The 20,596-nt window shown below is 51.9% G+C and carries 17 protein-coding genes and 1 pseudogene; 5 read left to right on the top strand and 13 right to left on the bottom strand.

The features are described 5' to 3' along the window. Positions 1-147 precede the first annotated feature (147 nt). Entirely contained in the window at positions 148-879 is a 732-nt protein-coding gene (locus NST99_RS08655) for a GDSL-type esterase/lipase family protein (RefSeq protein WP_341091088.1), read from the bottom strand. Positions 880-1,009: 130 nt separating this feature from the next. Between NST99_RS08655 and NST99_RS08650 the strand changes: the two genes are divergently transcribed. Then, positions 1,010-1,876, top strand: coding sequence for an AraC family transcriptional regulator (locus tag NST99_RS08650; RefSeq protein ID WP_341091087.1), 867 nt, complete (start codon positions 1,010-1,012; stop codon positions 1,874-1,876). 12 nt (positions 1,877-1,888) lie between these two features. Here NST99_RS08650 and NST99_RS08645 read toward each other — a convergent pair whose 3' ends face one another. Then, the gene (locus tag NST99_RS08645; RefSeq protein WP_341091085.1) at positions 1,889-2,800 is read right to left on the bottom strand and encodes an AraC family transcriptional regulator; all 912 of its coding nucleotides are present in this window, start codon (positions 2,798-2,800) and stop codon (positions 1,889-1,891) included. Positions 2,801-2,932: 132 nt separating this feature from the next. Here NST99_RS08645 and NST99_RS08640 point away from each other — a divergent pair, with 132 nt between their 5' ends. From NST99_RS08640 to NST99_RS08625, 4 genes are all read left to right on the top strand, one after another. Then, positions 2,933-4,918 (top strand): alpha-amylase family protein, encoded by a 1,986-nt coding sequence (locus NST99_RS08640; RefSeq protein WP_341091084.1) that lies wholly within the window; start codon positions 2,933-2,935, stop codon positions 4,916-4,918. A 361-nt stretch (positions 4,919-5,279) separates the two neighbouring features. Next, the gene (locus tag NST99_RS08635; protein WP_341091083.1) at positions 5,280-5,705 is read left to right on the top strand and encodes a DUF5360 family protein; all 426 of its coding nucleotides are present in this window, start codon (positions 5,280-5,282) and stop codon (positions 5,703-5,705) included. Positions 5,706-5,722: 17 nt separating this feature from the next. Next, on the top strand, positions 5,723-6,298 hold the full coding sequence (locus tag NST99_RS08630) for a TetR/AcrR family transcriptional regulator (RefSeq protein WP_341091082.1): 576 nt from the start codon (positions 5,723-5,725) through the stop codon (positions 6,296-6,298). Between the two features lie 2 nt (positions 6,299-6,300). Continuing rightward, positions 6,301-6,621, top strand: coding sequence for a DMT family transporter (locus NST99_RS08625; RefSeq protein ID WP_341091081.1), 321 nt, complete (start codon positions 6,301-6,303; stop codon positions 6,619-6,621). Positions 6,622-6,856: 235 nt separating this feature from the next. Here NST99_RS08625 and NST99_RS08620 read toward each other — a convergent pair whose 3' ends face one another. The 11 genes and pseudogenes from NST99_RS08620 to NST99_RS08570 form a co-directional block, all read right to left on the bottom strand. After that, positions 6,857-8,242: an MATE family efflux transporter gene (locus NST99_RS08620; RefSeq protein ID WP_341097594.1), complete on the bottom strand. Its 1,386-nt coding sequence runs from the start codon at positions 8,240-8,242 to the stop codon at positions 6,857-6,859. A gap of 205 nt (positions 8,243-8,447) precedes the next feature. Next, complete coding sequence (locus tag NST99_RS08615; RefSeq protein WP_341091080.1) at positions 8,448-9,608, bottom strand: amidohydrolase family protein; 1,161 nt, start codon at positions 9,606-9,608, stop codon at positions 8,448-8,450. Next, positions 9,598-10,668 (bottom strand): aminotransferase class V-fold PLP-dependent enzyme, encoded by a 1,071-nt coding sequence (locus NST99_RS08610; RefSeq protein ID WP_341091079.1) that lies wholly within the window; start codon positions 10,666-10,668, stop codon positions 9,598-9,600. Before NST99_RS08610 ends, NST99_RS08615 begins: the two co-directional genes overlap by 11 nt. Beyond that, positions 10,652-11,347 (bottom strand): annotated as a pseudogene (locus NST99_RS08605) (ATP-binding cassette domain-containing protein); the annotation flags it as partial. The pseudogene NST99_RS08605 and the gene NST99_RS08610, both read right to left, overlap by 17 nt. An 80-nt stretch (positions 11,348-11,427) precedes the next feature. Beyond that, entirely contained in the window at positions 11,428-12,195 is a 768-nt protein-coding gene (locus NST99_RS08600; RefSeq protein ID WP_341091076.1) for an ABC transporter ATP-binding protein, read from the bottom strand. Further along, on the bottom strand, positions 12,192-13,034 hold the full coding sequence (locus NST99_RS08595) for an ABC transporter permease (protein WP_341097593.1): 843 nt from the start codon (positions 13,032-13,034) through the stop codon (positions 12,192-12,194). The genes NST99_RS08600 and NST99_RS08595 overlap by 4 nt, the downstream gene beginning before the upstream one ends. A gap of 20 nt (positions 13,035-13,054) precedes the next feature. Next, a complete protein-coding gene (locus NST99_RS08590) occupies positions 13,055-14,044 on the bottom strand; it encodes an ABC transporter permease (protein WP_341091075.1) in 990 nt (329 codons plus the stop codon). Next, positions 14,041-15,657, bottom strand: a complete 1,617-nt coding sequence (locus NST99_RS08585; protein ID WP_341091073.1) for an ABC transporter substrate-binding protein — start codon at positions 15,655-15,657, stop codon at positions 14,041-14,043. Before NST99_RS08585 ends, NST99_RS08590 begins: the two co-directional genes overlap by 4 nt. A 198-nt stretch (positions 15,658-15,855) precedes the next feature. Then, a complete protein-coding gene (locus NST99_RS08580) occupies positions 15,856-17,877 on the bottom strand; it encodes a sucrose-specific PTS transporter subunit IIBC (protein WP_341091072.1) in 2,022 nt (673 codons plus the stop codon). Positions 17,878-17,881: 4 nt separating this feature from the next. Next, positions 17,882-19,375 carry a glycoside hydrolase family 32 protein gene (locus tag NST99_RS08575; RefSeq protein ID WP_341091070.1) on the bottom strand — a complete coding sequence of 498 codons (1,494 nt, stop codon included), beginning with the start codon at positions 19,373-19,375 and terminating at the stop codon, positions 17,882-17,884. 121 nt (positions 19,376-19,496) lie between these two features. Continuing rightward, entirely contained in the window at positions 19,497-20,495 is a 999-nt protein-coding gene (locus tag NST99_RS08570; protein ID WP_341091068.1) for a LacI family DNA-binding transcriptional regulator, read from the bottom strand. Positions 20,496-20,596: the final 101 nt, after the last annotated feature.

Below are 20,596 nucleotides of genomic sequence, written 5' to 3'. Positions count from 1 at the left end.
TTAGCATGATAGCGACATCAGATCTCAAGACCTCCTTAAACCGCAACTGCGCTGAGGGAATAGGCGTAAGAAGGTTCTTCGAAATCCAGCCCGGCATGGCAAAGGCCCGCAAAAAAGGAACACTTCCTTTTGCAGGCCCGAATTAAATCATAAATTGAAATGAATGGGGGTAGAAACAACTCCGAACAGCTCCGACAGCAGCGCCCGCGCTATCATGCGGTGACCTGATGCGTCCGGATGGATACCGTCACCATAGCTATAACCGGCGTCAAGCCTCCGCTCATACCGGATATGCTCCAGCAGCGGAGTGCGCAGGTCGATTACGCCATCGGCGGGACAACCGCCGGAGAGCAGCCAGTTCGCATAACACTCCAGCACGCGGTCATAATCCCTGTAGGGCGCCAAATAACTGAAATCGGGCGCCTCTTCAGGCAAAAGCTGGCCGTTCATTGAAGCGGCGTCGAACGGCGGCGGGGTCATGAGCACTACTTTGGCCCCGGCTTCACGGATTTGTGCGCTCAGCTGACGCATTCCCGCCTGATAGACCACGAACCGTTCGTCCGAGTAGGGATGGTAAATCCCGTCGTTCATGCCGTAGCAGGCGACGACCACACCGGGAGCGGCAGCGGCGAGTTCTTCCGCCAGCCGGTCGTGGATACAGGGCCTTGGAAATGGATGCCTTGCTTCGCTTAGGCCTGATGCCGTCTCGCTGGGGATACCGCGTGCCACCAGTTCAACTTCCTGATCCGGGCGGTGCTTCCGCAGCCATTCCTCTGCATAACGGATGTATCGGCCATCCGCCGTAATGCTGTCCCCGAGAAACAGAATCACCGGCTTCACCGGATCATTTGTGATTGGATCGGCAAATAAATGCAACATTGTTTTCCCTCCTGACAATAACACAGGTCATGGCTTAGCCGAAGTCCGGCGATTGGCCCGCAACCTAATGATAACGCTGCCTCCCCATTTTCGCCTTGACGATTCCGACCTTCTTTAGCATAATATGGCCATGACAACTAAACTTTTTGCGCGGGACATCGGACTTGAGCCCGGCTTTACCTTCAGGATCCAGAAATGCCCGCTGACCCATGATTACTACGTCCATAGCCATGATTTCTCCGAGCTGGTCGTTATTCTATCGGGAAGCGCTGTGCATATTATCGAAGGGAGAGAGTATCCGGTTACTGCCGGCCAGGTTTTTCTAATCCACAGCAACGTTTCCCATGGTTATAAGAATGTCGATGGCATCGAATATGTGAACGTCATGTTCCAGCCCGAACAACTGCTGCAGCTGCCCGAGCTCAGGCTGCTGCCGGGCTTTCAGGCGCTGTTCTATATTGAGCCTTTCTACCGCAAGGAAATGTATTTCAAGGGCATGCTCACCCTTGACGCCGGGCAGCTGCGGGAAGCGACGCGGCTGCTTGATGTGATCCTCGAAGAGCATGACCGGCAGCCGGAAGGATACCGGCTGATGATCCGCACTTATTTTACCGCTCTGGTGGGCATGCTTTCGCGCTATTATCAGAACAGCCTCAGAAGCGAGGACAACAAGGCGCTGCGGATCGGCGAGACCGTGACCTATATCGAGGAGCATTTTCTGCAGCCCATTTCTCTGCAATCCATGGCGGATATGGCCTATTTGTCCACCCGCCAGTTTCTGAGAGTCTTTACCCGCAATTACCAGACCACCCCCATGGATTACGTCATCCGCAAGCGGCTGGACTATTCCTGCACGCTGCTGCGCAGCCCCGGCCTCACCATTTCACAGGTGGCTATGGACAGCGGATTCCATGACCAGAACTATTACTCCCGCCAGTTCCGCAAAGCATTCAACTGCACGCCAAGTGAATACCGCGAGAAAATGCGGGATTCCTAACGGCATCTGCAGTCACTCCTTATCCTCATCCCTGCCGGCGGCCATTCCCTCATCCCTCTGCCGCAGCCGCCGCCGGTACGCCCCGGGCGTCAGACCAAATCTCGTACTAAACAGCCGCGTCATGTAGTTGGGATCGCGGATGCCCACCCGTTCGGCAACTTCAGGTATGCCGAGCACTGTACCACCCAGCAATTTTTTGGCTTCTTCCAGGCGCAGACGCAGCACGTACTGCAGCGGTGTTGTGCCGATATGCTGTTTCATGCACCTTGTAATATAATCCGCCTGGAAATGCAGTTCCTCCTCGAGTCCGGCAAGATCAAACGGCTGTCTCCAATGACCGTCCAGATAGGCTGCGGCTGCCCGGGCCAGCCGGACCGAAGGCTCCGGCGCGGAAGTCCGGGCGCATTCCGCCTGCAGCGCGGCCAACAGCTCTGCCAGCAGCAGATGGAGCCGGACTGCGTTCTCTGCGTTTAGCCGGTTGTGGATCTCGTTCATCCCACGCAAAATCGGCTCCAGTGCTTCTACATCGACTGCAGCAAATTTGGGCATATACAAACGCTGCTGCGCAGAAGGCTCAACATCCTCTACCGTCCCTTTGGCGAGCAGCGACGACCAGGGAATATCCTCCCGCCGGATATGTGCTGTCGGACACCCATGAATGAAATGCACCCAATAAATTTCCGTATCCTCCCCGCAGGGCCGATACCCGGCATGCGGCAGCCCCGCCTCCAGCACCAGCAGCTTTCCCGGACCCACGGCATATTCCTTATCTTGTTCTGTCATATACAGCGTTCCCCGCTTCACCAGCAGCAGATCGTACACACCGAAGGTACGGGCGAAATGCCGGTCACCCGGCGACCAGACGGCATGTCCTACTGTCACAAATTGCGGCAGCGGCGGGATGGCGAATTCCAGACACAGCACAGTATTCCTCTCCTGTCATAAGTCGATTTTGTGCTATTCAAAGTCTATATTATCACTGGTTACTCCGGCCGAAAAGAGGTACATTGACTGGGAATCCGCTTTTCATCCAACCATATAAGGGGCTGTTTATCCATGCGTTTTCGTCAGGTACACCTCGACTTTCATACTTCTGAAGCCATTGCCGGCATCGGAAGCGAGTTCTCCAAATCCCAGTTTCAGTCCATGCTGCGTGCCGGGCATGTCGATTCCATCACCGTTTTCTCCAAATGCCATCATGGCTGGGCCTATCATCCCAGTGAAGCCAATGAAATGCATCCGCACCTCAGCTTCGACCTGCTCGGCGAAATGATCGCAGCGGCCCATGAAATTGGGGTCCTCACACCGGTTTATCTATCAGCCGGTCTCGACGAAAGGCTGGCACGGCGCCATCCCGAATGGCTGATCCGTGACGCGGAGGACCGGACGCGCTGGGTGAAGGACTTCATGACACCGGGGTATCACGAGTTTTGCTTCAACACGCCTTTTCTGGACATCTTGCTGGCGCAAATCCATGAAGTGGTCTCCCGTTATGACGCGGACGGCATCTTCCTCGATATCGTGGGCATCCGCAAATGCCGCTGCCAATACTGTGTAGCTGCGCTGCGCGCGGACGGCCAAGACCCGCGCAGCGAATCTGCCGTCGCCGCCCTGGGCGAACGGACTTACCTTAACTATGCACGCCGCGTACGGGAGACCATCGACGCCGTGAAGCCCGGTCTTCCGGTCTTTCACAACAGCGGCCATCAGCGGCGGGGCCGCCGTGACCTCGCCCATGTCAACAGCCATCTCGAGCTGGAGTCGCTCCCGACCGGAGGCTGGGGCTATGATCACTTCCCGCTGTCGGCACGCTACGCCCAGACGCTGGGCATGGAATTTCTCGGCATGACCGGCAAATTCCATACCTCCTGGGGCGAATTTGGCGGATACAAGCATCCGAACGCCCTGCGCTTTGAGGCAGCGCTCAGTCTCGCCCATGGTGCCAAATGCTCAATCGGTGATCAGCTTCATCCCACGGGCCTAATGGATGAGGCGACCTATGCCCTGATCGGCGCCGCCTATGCCGAGGTGGAGTCAAAGGAGCTATGGTGCGCCGGGACAGAGTCCGTCGCGGACATTGCTGTTCTGTCCCTTGAAGCCGCGCGTGAGGCCTGTCCGGACGGGCAGGAGCTGAAGGGGCAGCGCAATCTGGCCGATGCCGGTGTGGTGCGCATGCTGACCGAAGGTCATTATCTGTTCGACATCGTGGATACGTTAAGCGATTTTGGACCTTACAAAGTGCTGATTCTGCCGGACGAAGTTCCGGTATGGCCGGAACTAGCCAGCGCAATAGCGGAATTTACAGCAGGAGGCGGCAAAGTGCTCGCCACCGGGCGTTCGGGCCTGAACGCAGCTGGTGATGCTTTTGTCCTGAATTTGGGTCTGAACTGGAAAGGAACTAATCCGTACAAGCCGGCTTATTTCCGCCCGGACTTCATTCCCGGCGCCTTGCTGCCCGCCTCCTATGTGATGTACGGCGAAGGCCAGCTTGTGGAATTAAACAGCGGGCAATCGCTGGGCTGTCTGGAGAATCCGTATTTCAACCGTGATGTCTTCACTTTTTGTTCGCATCAGCATACGCCCAGCGCCAAGGAAGATAATGGACCGGGCATGGTTGAGAGCGAAAACGGCATCTATATCGCCTGGGATGTGTTCAGCGATTACGCGGATGGCGGGCATCTCATCCTGAAGGAGATGGTACTCCATGCTCTATCCCGGCTGTTGCCAGAGCCTGCTCTGCGCACCCGGTTGCCGGCCCGCGGGATAACGACCCTGCAATACCAGCCGGCGGAACGGCGCTATGTCAACCATCTGCTCTATGCCGCCCCCGTGCTGAAGGGACGCATAGAAGTCATTGAGGATATCGTACCGCTGCGGGACGTTTCCGTCAGCCTGCGCCTCCCGTCACCCGCTCCCGTCCAGCGGGTCTATCTGGCCCCATCAATGACAGAGCTGCCGTTTACGGTGGGCCAAGACGGCGAAATCGGCTACACGCTTCCTTATCTGGAGAATCACCAGATGGTAGTGCTAGAGCTGGCGTGAGTAGAATTACCGGCCGAGAGGCTGGGTCAGCGGGAACATGTTAGCGTTATCCTTCGGCACCCAAACGGTGAAACCTTTGATCTTACAAGGGTTTCACCGTTTTGTATTTTTTCAAATTCTGAACTTATATTTCTTAACTCAACTTTTGCAAAATCAACACTGAGTAGGTCTCAGCCGGGGTTAACGCTCCAAGTAAAGGCCTTGTTATCATAGCTTCAATTTCCTCACTGGATTACGTGATAATATTTAGGTAAAGCGGCAAATCACACTTGCCTCAGGTTATAACTTGATTTACAATAAAACACATAAAACAAATTGTTTTATGCGTTTTCCATTATATAAGGAGGTGATCCCTCACAAGATGACAAAACCACTAAAGTTGCTCATGCTGATTACAGACGTAGGGTTCTTGATCTACTGGTTAGTGACATGGCTTCATCTGGTGCCGGATGAATATCTGTATAAAGACTACAAAAATGAAATCATGATGGCCTGGAATATATCGTTTGTGCCTCTGGATCTTTTGATCTCATTAACCGGTCTTTTGAGTATGTACTTTTTTAAAAAGAATAAGGGACAGTGGCTGCCGCTATGTCTCCTATCACTCAGTCTGACCTTTTGCTCCGGGCTGCAGGCGATAGCTTTCTGGACGATCCGGTTAGATCTGGATTGGTCCTGGTGGGTCCCGAATTTGTTTCTCATAGTGTACCCATTGTTCTTTTTGCCTTCGATTATGAAGAAAGGGCGATATACGGCGTCAATGACGGCGGTACAACCCAATAAATAAGTTTGGATGTGAGAGAGATGAAGGACAGAATTATACAAGCCTCGGTAGCTGAAATTAAGATACGAGGGTTGAAATTCTCCATAAGAGATGTGGCAAAGCGTGCCGGCATTAGCACAAAGACTTTATATCAAAATATAGAATCCAAGGAGCAGATCATAGGTTATATTGTCGAGCAATCTGTGTCAGAAATGAGACATGCCGAGCAATTAATCATAAACGAAAGTTCTCTGTCCAATATGGACAAGTTGCATAAGACATTGGCGTTATTGCCGAGCAGACTTGTTTTACATAACGTACATTTTCTTGAAGAACTCAAGCAGCGTTATCCTGTTCAATGGGCGGAAGTCGATCATTACATCCATAATGGCTGGGATAACATTAGGTTACTAGTTGAAAAAGGAGTCAGGAATGGGGAACTCCGTGAGTTTGATTTTGAATTGTTTATTCAAGTGTATATCGGGGCGTTCTATCGTTTGATGGAGCACCAATATGAAGTTCAGGACGGGTTGTCGCTTGAGAGGGCGCTGGGGCAAATGGTAGATCTGCTGCTGGTGGGTATTTGTAAGGGCAACATGGATCACGGGGGGAAGTGAGTGTGAAGGCATATTTGTTTTTGGCTGTTGCAGTTGTCAGTGAGCTGTTCGGGACATCTCTGCTCAAAGCTTCAGAGGGACTCACGAGAGTTTATCCAAGCATCGGGATGGTCCTGTGTTTCGGTGTAGCCTTCTACTCCTTATCTTTGTCGTTGCAACAGATCCCCTTGGGGGTCGCTTATGCCATATGGTCAGGTGTCGGAACTGCATTAACCGTCGTCATAGGGATTGTTGTATGGAAAGAAGCGACGAATGCTATGACTGCTTTTGGCATACTGCTGATCATTGCTGGGGTTGTATTGGTTAATTTGAAATCGGCGTAGGGGAATGATATTGCTGGAGTATGATCCGATAAATGAACGGATTCCCACACACGGTAAGGCTTCAAGAAATAATACAGGTTTACGGGTACAAGTGGAAACGGCTTCGCTGTCCTCAAGAGGACGGTATCCGTTTCAGCGAGAAATAGAAGGATAATTTATAGTGTGAAGCATATAAATTCTGGGTATAAATTTAAAAAGGCTGCCGGAAATTTCCCGGCAGCCTTTTCGGCTTTATCTAAATCAGCTTATGCGCAAACCACTTCTTGCCCCGGAAGCGCCATAGAAAAACACTCCCGCGAACGGCCCACTCACAGTTCATCGCCAGCCAGACTCCCATGACGCCATAGCCCAGCACGATCCCGAGGATATAGCCAAATACCACCCGAAACAGCCACATCGTCAACATCGAAGTAATTGAGGTGAAGCGGGAATCTCCCGCTGCCCGCAGCGCAGACGGCAAAATAAAGCTAACGGCCCACAGCGGAACCTGGGCAATGGAATTCACCAGCAGCACTACAAACAGATCGTCAATGATCTCGGGAGGCGGAGAAAAGATCGACACCAGCGGGTGGAACAGCGGCATCAGGATCAAGGCGATCAATGCCAATGAAGCGGACCCGATCCAAAGGAAGGACTTGATGAACTTTCTGGCATCGGCGACATTCCCCCGCCCGATACATTGGCCGACTACCGTTACAATGGTCAGTGAGAGCGCACTGGCCGGGATTTGAAACACCATGGCCAGCGAGCCGGCGATCGCATTGGTCGCAATGGCATAAGTGCCAAGGCTGACAATAAATACCTGGGTCAGCAGTTTGCCCCCGTTGAAGAACATCTGCTCCGCTGCGAACGGCACGCCGATGAACATGATTTTCCGCAGCATGGTCAACGGAATATGGAACAGGTCGCGAATACGCACACGCAGGGCTGTATCCACCTTGAACAGATACACCAAGGCACAGACCATCCCCGTGTACCGTGCGATATTTACCGCAAGCGTCATCCCCAGCACGCCCATGTGCAACAGATTAATGAAGACTACGTTCAGAATAACATACAGCAGGTTCATGATGAGCGACAGCATCAGAGAAGCCCGTGTCCTGCCCACTCCCCGCAGAGCTCCGCATACCGCCTGCACCACCGCGATGCCCAGATAAGAGATACTGCTGCCGATGAGATAGATCCGGGCATTGTCCAGCACGTCGGGCGAGGCGGTTCCGAACAGAAGGTTCAATATGGGAGTATGTAAGCCCATCATCAGAAGCCCGATTCCCAAGGCGATCAGCGACACCGAGGTGACCGAACCGGCCGTAGCCTGAGACACCATCTTGTCATTTCCGCTGCCTTTATACTGCGCGACTACTACCGTCCCCCCGGTTGCAACCGCAACAAACACATTGATCAGAAAAATATTGAGCGAATCCACCATATTCACCGCACTGACCGCCGCCATCCCGGACGAGCTGATCATTGCGGTATTTACCAGATTAAGCCCAATGATGAAGGCCTGGTCAATCAGGATAGGAATAAATAAAGCTATAATTTGCCGATAATCCATACCTTCGCCGGAAAGATATTTCTCCAGCAATTTTTTCTTCGGAAGACTAGCGCGAAGCTGCATAAACATATCACATCATTTTCTATATAATTGAAAAAACTCTTCATTCGAAGAGCTTTTCGACAAAATATACCCATTGAATTATGGGCACTTTACATTCAGTTTACTATAAATGCCATCTTAAGTCTTTAATGTTTTCCCCAGCACGCATAAAAGTAACCCGCAGGCTTATGCCAACGGGTTGATTATTTATGATCTTGCACAAATGTTACTGAGCCTGAATCAGCTCCGATTCCTCTGCCCCGGTAATGACGGAAACGATGCTCTTCCGCAGTTCTTCTGCATTAGATGCCTGGTACGGATCAGCATTGAAAATAATAGCATCTGCAAGATATCCGCTGGAAATCCGCCCCAGCTCATTGCCGCTTCCCAGAATCTCAGCAGCAGTTAGTGTGGCAGCCTGCCACACTTCCGCCCGGGTCATGCCGTAATCCATCAGCGTATCCAGTTCTTGAAGGTTGTACCCGTGAAGTGCAGGCGTAGCATAATCCGTACCGAACCCTATACGGACCCCCTCCCTCTTGGCATAACCAATGGCTTTGGAGTGGGCTTCGGCAGCGCGGGCGGCCCGGTCACAAATGACCGGGTTCAGCGCCAGAACGCCTTTCGGATCTGCAGCAATGCTATAAATTGAGGTCGTTGGCACAAAAGCTGTTCCGGACTCAGCAAGTCTTCCGGCCTGATCTCCGGTCAGAAACATCCCGTGCTCTATGGATTCTACACCTGCAGCGATAGACCAGTCTACCGTTACCCCGCCCCAGGTATGAACCAGGACTTTTTTATGATGAGTATGCGCATGGCGGACAATGAAAGAGAATTCTTCCTCTGAAAAAATCGGCTCCAGCACTTTTTCAGTAGGTGCACCAAGGCCGCCTGTTGCCATAATCTTAATCCAGCCTGCTCCTGTATCAAAAATCCCGGCCAGCCGCCCCTCCAAAAACTTAAGTCCGCGGGTATCCGCCGCTCCAAGCATAGCGCTGCTGGTTTGCACCCTTAGCGGCTGCTGATAGTGCTGAACGAGGTGCCGTACGGTGCTCGGCAGAATCCCGCCCGCATCACGCGCCGTTGTTACACCGGTCCGCAAAGTGGCTTCGAAGGCCGCAGCCTGCATGACTTCGAGCTCATGGCTGCCGCGTTTCAATTGATCCTCATGGTCAAAGTCCGTCCAAGCCAGATGCGTATGAAGATCAATAACCCCCGGACCGATCCATAAATCTTGGCCTGAATGAGCGGGCCGATCCTTCGGCGGCTCCGTTTCAGCTATAGAGGAGAACCGGCCATCCTTAATGTTAATATCAAAACGTTTTCCTTCGATGCCTGCTATAAAAATATGATTGAAGACTAACGCCTCAGGATGTTTATTGATCATGTTCATTCCCCCAAGTTAGGCGGATTGCCTTGAGCGCTGGATCAGTGCCCTGATTCAGCAGCCCGGCGAGCGTCGTAATGGCTTCTTCCACGCTTTGACGGGAAGCATTCGTTCCGAAATGATTAATCCGCAGAAGCTGGCCGGATAGCTCTCCGTCACCGGGAGCTACGATACCGATAGGCTGATTAATACGCAAGCCCGGTTCCCCGGAAATCCGCACCGTCGTAGTCAGTGTAGAATAGTGTCGGCTATCCTTCTGCCAAGGCTCCAGACCCAAGGCCTTGATACCGGCAATGGCCGAGGCCGCAGCCGATTCATGGCGCTTGATGACCTGTTCCAAGCCTTCTTCCTCAATGGCTGTCAATGCCGAGATCAAAGCTCTTGCCTCCAGCGTTGGAATGTTGGGAGGAACACGTAACGGTGTTGTCCCTTTCTGTGAGGGTTTAAGATCCAGTAAGGACAGAATGGAATTGCGCGGAGCATTGCTATTAGATTCGAGGAATTCCCAGCCGCGCGGTGAGATGCTTACGGCGCTGACGCCGTTAGGCCCGGCCAAAGCTTTCTGCGCGCCTATAGCTGCAAAATCAACGCCCCATTCATCCACCGGGAGGGCTTCTCCCCCGACCGCTGAAACGGAGTCTGTCACCGTAACAAGGTTAGCGGCGCGTGCAAGCTTAATTATTTCTTTGGCCGGATTCGATCCGCCTGTCACCACTTCTGCCTGAACAAAGGAAAGTGCACACGGTTTAAACCGTTCAATCGCCGCAGCGACTTCCTGAACAGTAACTACTTCATCAAAGGGGACCTTTACTTCAACAACCGTTGCCCCGCCGCGTTCAAGCCATTGTCCAAACAAACTCCCATAGGGACCTGTCACTATATTTAGAATCGTACGGTCAGGCGCAGATATCCCCGCCGCTACCGCCTCGATTCCCAGAATTGCCTCTCCGGGAATGATGACCGGGGGATGACCGGTAGACAAAAGCCGGGAGAGCAAACTTGTAAGTGTGTCAAACTCAGATAATGACAGCGGTATAAATCCTTTATGTTCTCGGCTCATATAAACCTCCTGATGTGATCGACTTCGGCATTTTCGGAACGGCGGACAAGAGCTCACGGCTGTATTCCGTTTCAGGGCGGGCAAAGAATTGATCCTTGGGACTGATCTCAACCAGCTTTCCCTGCCGCATGACCGCTACCGTATCGCTGATTGCATGGATAACTCCCAAGTCATGGGAGATGAACAGCATGGTAAGATTAAGCTCATCTTTGAGCGTGTTAAACAGTTCGAGCACACTCCGCTGTACAGATACATCCAAGGCGCTGGTCGGTTCATCCGCAATCAGAAGACTCGGCTCAACGCTTAATGCGCGGGCAATCGCGATCCGCTGGCGCTGACCGCCGGAGAATTCGTGAGGATACCGGTCCAATGCCTTGGCTTCCAGCTGAACACGGCTCAACAGCTCTTTACACCGCTGCTCGACCTCCGTGCGGCCGACAATTTTATGAAACAGAAGTGCTTCAGATAGAATCTGCCTGATGGAATGCTTGGGATTCAGCGAAGCGTCCGGATTTTGGAAGATCATCTGGATTCGCTTGCGCTGCTCCCGGCTTCTCTTACTGGTTAATTCTTGTGCCCCCAGCAGAATCTGTCCCTCATCCGGGGTGATCAACCCGGCAATGACCCGCGCCAGCGTGGATTTGCCCGAGCCGGACTCTCCTACAAGGCCAAGGGTAGTATGCTGCTGCAGATTCAGATGGATATGATCGAGCGCAGTAAATCCGCCGTAATGAACCGCCAGATTTTTTACTTGCAGGGCTAGCTCCATGGTTGTCCGCTCCCTTCAAGCTCCGGCAGAGGAAGCACCGAGTTAATCAGCATTTGGGTATAAGGATTTTGCGGGTTCTGCAAAACACTGAGGGTATCTCCCTGCTCAACAATCCGCCCCTCTTTCATCACACACAGCTTGGAGCACAGGGCGGCTGCAATCGCAAGATTATGCGTAACAAATACCATAGCAAAGCCCAGCTCATTCTGCAGGCGGGTGATCGTTTCAATGATTTGCCGCTGAACGGTAACATCCAGCGCCGTTGTTGGCTCATCGCAGAGAAGAATACCCGGCTTGCATGCCAGTGCAATGGCGATGACTACCCGTTGGCACTGCCCCCCCGAAAGCTGGCTCGGATAACGGTCCGCCCTCTTTAAAGAATCGGGCAGGCCAAGCATTTCGAGCAGTTCCACAGCCACGCTGCGTGAAGCCTTCCGGCTTAATTTTTGCCTATAATATACGACTTCCGCAAGCTGCTTAACGACCGGACAGAGCGGGTCCAGCGCCCCTCTCGGGTCTTGAAATACCATAGCGCTGCTAACGTCACTCTTAATGACTCCGCCTGTCTGTTCAACACCCCGTGGAAGCAATCCCAGAATCGAACGCAGGGTCAGCGATTTTCCGGAACCCGATTCGCCTACTAATCCCAGACTCTCCCCTTTGCCCAGTGAGAAGCTTACATTGCTTACTAATTTAGCATTGGACTTGGTTCCCAGCGATAAGGCTTCTATTTCCAAAACCGGACTTGTAGAAATCATTTTTTCCTCCATAAGTCTGCCAACCCATCTCCCACAAGAGACAACGCAATTCCCGTATACACCACTGCGAATCCCGGAACCGCCGAGAGCCACCAGGCTGTAGTTATGAAGGATTGTCCATCCGAAATCATGGTTCCCCAATCCGGGGTTGGCGGTGCAATGCCGATGCCAAGATAACCGAGTGTAACAATGGCCACCAGAAGTCCGACCATATCCGTCATAAGGACTACAACCGCTTGAGGCAGTACATTGGGCAGGAGATGACGAAGGATAATTTTTACTCCAGGCAGCCCTAACGTCTGAGCGGACGCCACCCATTCCTGCTCGCGAAACGATGCGCTAATACCTCTGACTACACGGGCAAACACAATCCAGCCTACAAGCATAAAGGTGATATAAATGCCCCGCTCACCTGCTCCGCTGGCAAAAGCCACGATAATCACGATCAGATAAAAAGGAAAAGCGATAAACGTATCTGTGAGCAGCGTAATGACCTTATCGGCCCATTTGCCGTAATACCCTGCAACCATTCCCAAAAATACACCGGTGCAGAATGGAACAATTTCCGCCAGAACCATGATGCTCAAATCGGTTCGCGCCGCATAGATCAGTCTCGTAAACAAATCGCGTCCCAATTGATCCGTCCCCAGCCAATGTCCGGCAGACGGAGGCTGCAAAAAAGCGCTCAAATCTTGCGCTGAAGGGTCATAAGGACTCAGAAACGGTATGAATACAGCTAAGATAATAAGCACTGCAAACATAATGCTCCCCACCAGAAGGGAAGGCGTATGCCTTATTCGATGGAGAACGTTTGTCTTCCTGGCGTCCTCAAGCAACATAGGTTCTGTTATTATACGTTTCATTGTTTTCCTTTCGTTCTGGGATCGAGCCACCACGAAATGACTTCAATCAGGAGGCTGATGATCACAACAGATATCGCACAGTAAAGCGCTATTCCTTGAATGACCGGGAAATCCCGATTCGAAATTGAAGTGAACAGCAGGCTGCCAATTCCCTTGATGCCAAACACCTGTTCAACGACCAGAGTACCGCCGATCAGATAAGAAATATTAACGCCAAGCAGCATTAGCGTCGGAAGCGCCGAGTTGCGCAGCACATGCTTAAACAGGATCACCCTGCTTGGCAATCCCGCCGCCTTCAGGGTGACTACAAAATCGGATTCCAATATTTCAAGCATCTGTGCCCTTAACGAACGTACCAGCGTAGGAATCTGCGAAAAGGCGACGGTAATCGCCGGAAGTGTAAGACTGTACAAGGTTCCTAACCACCCTTCGCCTACACCCCCAACGGGAAACCAATGAAGCCGGACACTAAACAGCAGAATCAAAAGCATGCCAACCCAAAAGATTGGCATACCCAGAGTTATTGTAGGAAAAATACGGATCAAATGATCCGGCAGCTTATCCTTGTGTGTGGCTGCAACCGTAGCAAGCAGAAGGGCAATGATGACTGCCAAGATACAGGCCATCACAATGAGCAGCAAAGTAATGGGAGCCCGCTCGGCAATCAGCACTCTTGTAGAGGTTCCGGTAATTATAGAATTTCCGGTATCACCATGTGTGAACAGCGTCTTCACAAACCGGATGAATTGTTCCCATAAAGGGAGATCCAGCCCGAGAGTATGATGCATACTCTCGAGGGCCTCAGGTGTGCTGTATTCTCCCAGAATCATTTTTGCGGGATCTCCCGGCACAATTCTGATGATGAAAAAGACTGCGGTCACTACAAAGAGGATCACTGCCAAAGCTCTTAATAGAGCGGTCACAAGCCAGCTGTAAGATGTATTCCTTCCTGACGATTGGCTTAACGGCGTGCTACTCTTCATCATTTACCGATACGGACTTCTTCAAATCGAACGCTGCCGTTAGGTAAAACTATGAGACCATCCACTGAAGATCCTACGCCTTTCAGGATATCCGGATAATATAGAGGAATGTACGGAACTTCATCAGCAAGAGTTTGCAGCAGCTTGGTGTAGGTTGCCTCACGTTCCTTGCCATCCGGCGTTTTTTGCCCTTCATATAGCAGCTTGGTCACTTCATCATTTGTGTAATGGGTCCAGTACGATTTACTGAAGCCTTCCGGGTCGGTCTGGAAGGCGATAATTGAGTTCGCTTCGGGAGAATCGGCTTGACCGCTGTTGAGCATTGCCGCAAAATCATAGGCGAAGAAACGCTCACGGAAAGTGGCCAGTTCAATGGATTCAATCTCAATGTTAATCCCGATCGATTTACCTGCTGCCTGGATAATTTGCGCCTCTTGTGCTCTTGTGCTGTTGCCGGAGGCTACAAGCAATTTTGTATTGAATCCATTAGGGAAGGCAGATTTAGCAAGCTCCGCCTTAGCCGCATCGAGATCGAAGTTCAGTGCCTTGATTGTCTCATTCGCATTATATGGAATGGTTGTCGGCAGCAATGAATTTGCAGTCTGTGCATATCCAAAGGTAAGTGCCTTAGTCAAGCCTTCACGATCCAGTGCCAGAGCCAGCGCACGACGGACATGCACATCAGAGAAATTCTTGTCCAGCGTATTGAAGAACAATTGCTCTGTCACCCAGCTGCCATTAGTTACTACTGTAGTGTCAGGGCCTTTTTTTATTTCATCGGCATTTTGCAACGCCAAAGATTCAATAGCATTCACTTCACCGGCCTTCAGCTGGTTAATGGCCTGGCTGTCATCTTCAATCAGCTTGTAAACAAGCTTATCAATATAAGGTTTTCCTTCTTGCCAATAGTTCGGGTTCTTCGTGAACGTCAGATCGCCAGCAGCATCCCACTGTTCAACAACGAAAGGTCCTGTACCTACCGGTTTCTTGAAAAACTCTTCTTCGGATACCCCGCCGAAATTGTTCGGAATTATTCCGTTGGAGAAGTTGGACAGCTCAGAGATGAACGGTGTGTAAGGCTCTTTAAGCGTAATAACAAACGTTTGATTATCCTTCGCTACAGTGGTATCAACCTTTGCCGCTATCGCCAGCGGTCCGCCAACCTTCAAATGCCGCTGTAAGGAGAATGCTGCATCCTCTGCAGTAACTTCAGTACCGTTCGAAAACTTCAAGCCGTCACGCAATACAAACGTATACGTCAAGCCGTCTTCACTGATGCTATGGGACTTGGCGAGCCAGTCCACAATTTCACCCTTGCTGTCAAAAGCAACCAAAGATTCGAATACTTTATCAATGGCAAAGGCGTTATTCGATGTAATCTGATTATGCAAATCAAGTGAGGTTACGGAAGCAGGCCGTCCATAGACGAAGGTTCCTCCCGCCGCAGGCTCCTCCGGAGTTGCGCTCTGGTTTGCCCCTTGATTCGTGTTCTGCTGGGCGTTCTTATTTGACCCAGAATTATTCTTGGAATCAGAGCATCCTGCAACCACCACTAATAATAGAAGTGCTACGGTTCCTATCCAAAATGACTTTCTAAATGCTTTAAGCTGTGACATGTCTGACTCTCCCCTCTTATAAATCATATATGTTTAGTATGGATTGTATTATGGCGTAAACCCCCTTCTCTGTCAAACAAAATATCATGGTTACGGAAAGCTAGCCTCGATTAAAACAAAACGGGACGAAGCCGGAAATCCGCTGCTTCGTCCCGTTTACTATATTGCGATAACGTGCCTAAGTCAAACATTCCGGAATCATATAATTTCCTGGAGCGCAACTTTCACTTGCATGGCCTTGTCGATGCCGGCGGTTACTGTTCCTGGCGAAGCGGGGTTCACCTCAAGCACGTTGTCAATCCCCCCCGGAACGATAACCGGAGTGACCGTAGACAGCCCGGCAGCGCGGATCACGTCAAGATCGAATTCAATCAGCAATTGCCCGGCCTTCACCTGCTCACCGGTCTCCACATGAAGCACAAAGCCTTCTCCCTTCAGGGAGACTGTGTCAATACCTACATGAATAAGCACTTGCGCTCCACTGGCATGCTCCAGAATGACGGCATGTTTGCTTTTCTTGATCACATGGGCCACGGTACCGTCGAACGGCGCGTAGACCTTGCCTTCGCTGGGTTCAATGGCGATGCCATCTCCCAATTGTTTGCCGGCAAACCCGGGGTCCGGCACCTGATCCAGAGCCACCAGTGTTCCTGTAAGGGGTACCAGGAATGTAAGGGTTCCCGGCTCATCTGCCGCCTCAACCAGATTCGGAGCAAAGACCGGGGAGGCCGTGCGTACATTCACGTCCGTGGTATTCTCAGGCCGCATCTCTTCAGACCGAGGAGGTGCTGACACTGTTCCGCCGGAGCCTGCCGTCTGCTCTGCCGGACCTGCGGACATCTCATCACGATAGCCAAACAGCCAGGTAAGCACGAAGGCTACAGCCATCGCAACCAGATTGACCAAAATGTACATCGGAAGCTGGCCGTTCAGATACAGCAGGGTTCCGGGAATCACCGTAATGGCCATGCCGTTGCCGGCCAGTTGGAACAGCGAAGCCAGGAAACCGCCCGCCGCGCCGCCGATGAGACCCATTACAAAAGGTTTCATATACCGGAGGTTAACCCCGAAGATCGCCGGTTCGGTAATACCGAGCAGAGCGGACAGTGAGGACGGCAATGCCAGCGCCTTCAGCTTGGTGTTCTTCGTCTTCAGTCCCACAGCGAGACAAGCGGCACCCTGAGCAGCCATTGCGCAGGTAATAATCGCATTAAACGGGTTGACACCCGTGCGCTCCACCAGCTGAATCTCCAGAAAATTAAAGATGTGATGCACGCCGGTCACGACCACAATCTGGTGCAGCGCCCCGATCAATAGCCCTGCAATGCCCAAGGGCAAATCAAGCACATAAGTGGTTGCATTCAGTACGCCCGTCTCCAAGGAATGGAACAGAGGGCCGATGGCGAACAAGCCCAGCGTGATCATGAGCAGCAGAGTCAGGAACGGCGTCAAAATCAAATCAAGCGCTTCTGGAATACGCTTACGTAATGCCTTTTCCAGCTTCGCCCCGATCAGTCCCATAATAAATGCCGGCAGTACCGACCCCTGATAACCTACAATCGGGATAAATCCGAACATAATCAGCGGCTCCGCCGTCCCTCCGGCAACTGCATAGGCATTGGGCAAAGCCGGATTGACAAGCATCAGCCCAAGCACAATCCCTAGAATGGGACTGCCGCCGAATACCCGGAAGGCCGACCAGGCTACCAGTGCAGGCAGGAAAGCAAAAGCGGTATCCGTGAGCACTTGGGTGAACAGCAGAAAATTGGCTGAGATATCCTCGGGCACGAGCCCGAACAAAGAAAGAATCTGCGGCTGGGTCAGCAAACCGCGCAGCCCCATGAACAACCCAGTGGCTACCAGAACCGGAATGATGGGAACGAATACGTCCCCGAAAGTGCGAATGGACCGCTGGAACACATTCCCCGCCTTTTTGCCCTGATCTTTCAGATCTTCCTTGGAGGTGCTCTGAAGGCCCAGCTTCTCTACTTCCTCAAAAATACGGTTGACGGTGCCGGTGCCGAAAATAATCTGATACTGTCCGGAGTTAAAAAATGCCCCTTTGACTTTGTCGATGCCCTCGACCTGCTCTTGGTTAATGCTATCCTTGTCCCGCACCATAATACGCAGTCGGGTAGCGCAGTGCGCGAAGGAGATGATGTTGTCTTCTCCTCCTATAGCCTGCACAACCTGCTTGGCGATCATTTGATTTTCATTCATAACGCTATTCCTCCCCGTTGTATTCAATCTCCCATTGGACAACCCGGAACTCCGCGCTGCCGCCTTCGGCATAAAGGCGGATGCCTGTGCTTACCTGTTCAGGAAAAATTCTCGCCGAAAATACCGTTTCTCCGTCATTCACAAACACTTCAACCGATGATGTATCCACAAACATTTGCAGGGTTAGCATGCGATTCCGAAGACCGGCCATGCAGCTCCGCTCCGTCCCGAACTCCAGGGCCAGAGCTTGACCTGACTCGGAACGGTCCAGTACCACTTTCCCCGCTGCGGTATCGTAATAGATGACTGTTCTCTCATTGGGGCCGACACGGAACTCAATGCCGAAGTGTTCTGCTCCATCCTCCCGGATCTGGGCCAGCAGCTCATAGACAGTGCCCCCAAGCTCCTTCATCTCAGCTGCCCCGCTGTGTATTACCGCGTGGGCCTCTGTCATCCGCCCCCGGCGTTTGACCAGTTCTCTGGCCGGACGCTGGATCAGACGGCCGTTCTCCAAGGTCAGCTCGCGGGGCAAAGTCAGACAATGCGCCCAGCCATGCTGATCCGTAGGATAATCAATCTCCGGCAGCCCCATCCATCCGACCAGCAAACGTCTGCCGTCGGGTGCCTGGGTTGTCTGTGGCGCATAAAAATCAAAGCCATAGTCAAGCTCTCTAAATTCACCATGGCGGAAATCCCTGTCCGGCAAGCGCAACGGATCGCCAGTGAGATATCCTGACTGATAGATATTCGGGAATTTGTCGCCCTCCGGCGCAAGACCTTGCGGGGAAAACAGCAGCACCCCTGCTCCATCCAGTTCAAAGTAATCGGGGCATTCCCACATATATCCAAACTTCATCAGCCGGGTGCCAAGCTCCCCTTCAAAATGCCAATTGTGCAAATCCGGCGAGCTGTACAGCACCACGCAGCCTGTATGATCTGTACGCTGTGCACCAATGATACAGTAGTAGCCCTCCGCTGCCTTCCACACTTTCGGATCGCGGTAATGATCTGTATAGCCAGGCGGCACATCGAATATAACCGGACGCTCGAGCTTTATAACCGTTCCGTCCCGTTCCATTACAGCCAGGCACTGATAGGGCAGTCTGATCCAGTCCTCGGTACGGGTATTCCCCGTATACATCAGGAACAGCTTGCCATCCTTCTCAATTGCACTGCCCGAGAACACCCCGTGTGAATCGTATTGCCCGCCCGGAGCAATGCCGATGCCAAGGTTCTTCCAGTGCACCAGATCGGAAGAAGAAGTATGATACCAATATTTCATGCCATGCTGTGTCCCCAAAGGAAACCACTGGTAAAACAAGTGGTATTCGCCTCCGTAGTAGGAGAAGCCGTTAGGATCATTCAATAACCCCACTTCCGGCTGGATATGAAATTGTTGTCTCCATGGGCTGCGTGCGACCAGCCGCTCAAGCGCTTCCCGTTCACCCGGCTCCGCTTCTTCGATAAGACGGTACAGCTGTTTTCTATCCATTTTCATCATAGGACTCTCCACTATCTATTTGGTCTAGTTCTCTTCAACGGAACCGGTTCCAACAAGCTGAAAAAGAAAACCTCTTTCCAGCATCGCTGTGAAAAAAGGTCCGGAACCGGTTCCAATGTTATTGTATGCTGAGTTCAGTCAAATTGTCAACGCTTTCTCGCTGAATAATTTCGCAGCCGGAGACGGAGACTTTGGCGACCTCTTCTCCATTCACCAAGGCTATGATGTTCTCCGCAGCCAATTGCCCCGCTTCTCTGTAATAAAATCTTATAGTCGTCAACGCCGGATGAACAATCTCAGTGACCTCGTAATCGCCGAATCCCGTCACCGACACTCCGGAAGGAATCAGTATATGTCTGAGCGAGGCTGCTTTCATCACACCGAGTGCAATATTGTCGGTCGCGCACACGATGACTGTAGGCACCCTGTCCTCAAACAGCAAATCGGCCGCCGTCACAGCCTCGTTCATTCTGAATCCGGAGGTATAAAACCTTGCATCGCAATTTCCGTATTCGCGAAGAGCCCTTTGGAAGCCTTGCTTCCGCCTTACACCTACCGCGATGTCCTGCTCCGTAACCCCAAGATAAGCGATGTGGCGATGTCCTTTTTCAAGAATATGCTTGCCCATCAGATAACCGGCCATTACATCATCATGAATCACGCTATGCAGGTCTGCATGCTGCTGCCCGATCAGTATAACCGGAATTTTGCAGTCCCGGACGGCCTTCAGGTGCCGCTCCGTTACTTGCGCCGCCAGCAGCAGCAGACCGGAAACTTTTTGCCTCGCCATCTCATAAATGAATTCAATTTCCCGCTCCAAGTCCTGATTGGTGTTGGCAATGAGCAGCTGATACTGGCGTCCCCGCAACTCATCGTCTATGCCCATTAAGGTCTGTGAGACTGCATAGGAGTCGAGGCGCGGAACAATTGTGCCGATAATGCTGGTCCGCTTTGCCTTCAGGCTTTGGGCGAATGTGTTGGGCACATACTGGTTCTGTTTGATGATGCGTTCGATTTTCTCTCTCGTCGCATCGCTGACAGAACCACCGTTCAAATATCTTGAGACCGTACTTTTAGCCACACCCGCCGCCCGGGCGATATCAATGATAGTTTTCATTCTCAGGGCTCCTAGCTGAATTTTTCTTTCATATCCCTCTATTTTACCACATGGATACCAGTCAGCTTAATAGAACAAATCCCAGCCTAAGCCCCATTCAA

Origin of the sequence: Paenibacillus sp. FSL L8-0470, assembly GCF_038008625.1 — a bacterium.
GTDB lineage: Bacteria > Bacillota > Bacilli > Paenibacillales > Paenibacillaceae > Paenibacillus_AQ.
Note: the sequence above shows the minus strand (reverse complement) of the source record. Positions and strands in the feature narration are given on the sequence as shown.

What these genes read in the sequence shown, in the direction of transcription:
- NST99_RS08585 (WP_341091073.1), bottom strand. Translation starts at nt 15,657, where the DNA reads ATGTCACAGCTTAAAGCATTTAGAAAGTCATTTTGGATAGGAACCGTA.
- NST99_RS08640 (WP_341091084.1), top strand. Translation starts at nt 2,933, where the DNA reads ATGCGTTTTCGTCAGGTACACCTCGACTTTCATACTTCTGAAGCCATT.
- NST99_RS08610 (WP_341091079.1), bottom strand. Translation starts at nt 10,668, where the DNA reads ATGAGCCGAGAACATAAAGGATTTATACCGCTGTCATTATCTGAGTTT.
- NST99_RS08590 (WP_341091075.1), bottom strand. Translation starts at nt 14,044, where the DNA reads ATGATGAAGAGTAGCACGCCGTTAAGCCAATCGTCAGGAAGGAATACA.
- NST99_RS08615 (WP_341091080.1), bottom strand. Translation starts at nt 9,608, where the DNA reads ATGATCAATAAACATCCTGAGGCGTTAGTCTTCAATCATATTTTTATA.
- NST99_RS08600 (WP_341091076.1), bottom strand. Translation starts at nt 12,195, where the DNA reads ATGATTTCTACAAGTCCGGTTTTGGAAATAGAAGCCTTATCGCTGGGA.
- NST99_RS08655 (WP_341091088.1), bottom strand. Translation starts at nt 879, where the DNA reads ATGTTGCATTTATTTGCCGATCCAATCACAAATGATCCGGTGAAGCCG.
- NST99_RS08635 (WP_341091083.1), top strand. Translation starts at nt 5,280, where the DNA reads ATGACAAAACCACTAAAGTTGCTCATGCTGATTACAGACGTAGGGTTC.
- NST99_RS08575 (WP_341091070.1), bottom strand. Translation starts at nt 19,375, where the DNA reads ATGAAAATGGATAGAAAACAGCTGTACCGTCTTATCGAAGAAGCGGAG.
- NST99_RS08620 (WP_341097594.1), bottom strand. Translation starts at nt 8,242, where the DNA reads ATGCAGCTTCGCGCTAGTCTTCCGAAGAAAAAATTGCTGGAGAAATAT.
- NST99_RS08595 (WP_341097593.1), bottom strand. Translation starts at nt 13,034, where the DNA reads ATGTTGCTTGAGGACGCCAGGAAGACAAACGTTCTCCATCGAATAAGG.
- NST99_RS08650 (WP_341091087.1), top strand. Translation starts at nt 1,010, where the DNA reads ATGACAACTAAACTTTTTGCGCGGGACATCGGACTTGAGCCCGGCTTT.
- NST99_RS08570 (WP_341091068.1), bottom strand. Translation starts at nt 20,495, where the DNA reads ATGAAAACTATCATTGATATCGCCCGGGCGGCGGGTGTGGCTAAAAGT.
- NST99_RS08630 (WP_341091082.1), top strand. Translation starts at nt 5,723, where the DNA reads ATGAAGGACAGAATTATACAAGCCTCGGTAGCTGAAATTAAGATACGA.
- NST99_RS08580 (WP_341091072.1), bottom strand. Translation starts at nt 17,877, where the DNA reads ATGAATGAAAATCAAATGATCGCCAAGCAGGTTGTGCAGGCTATAGGA.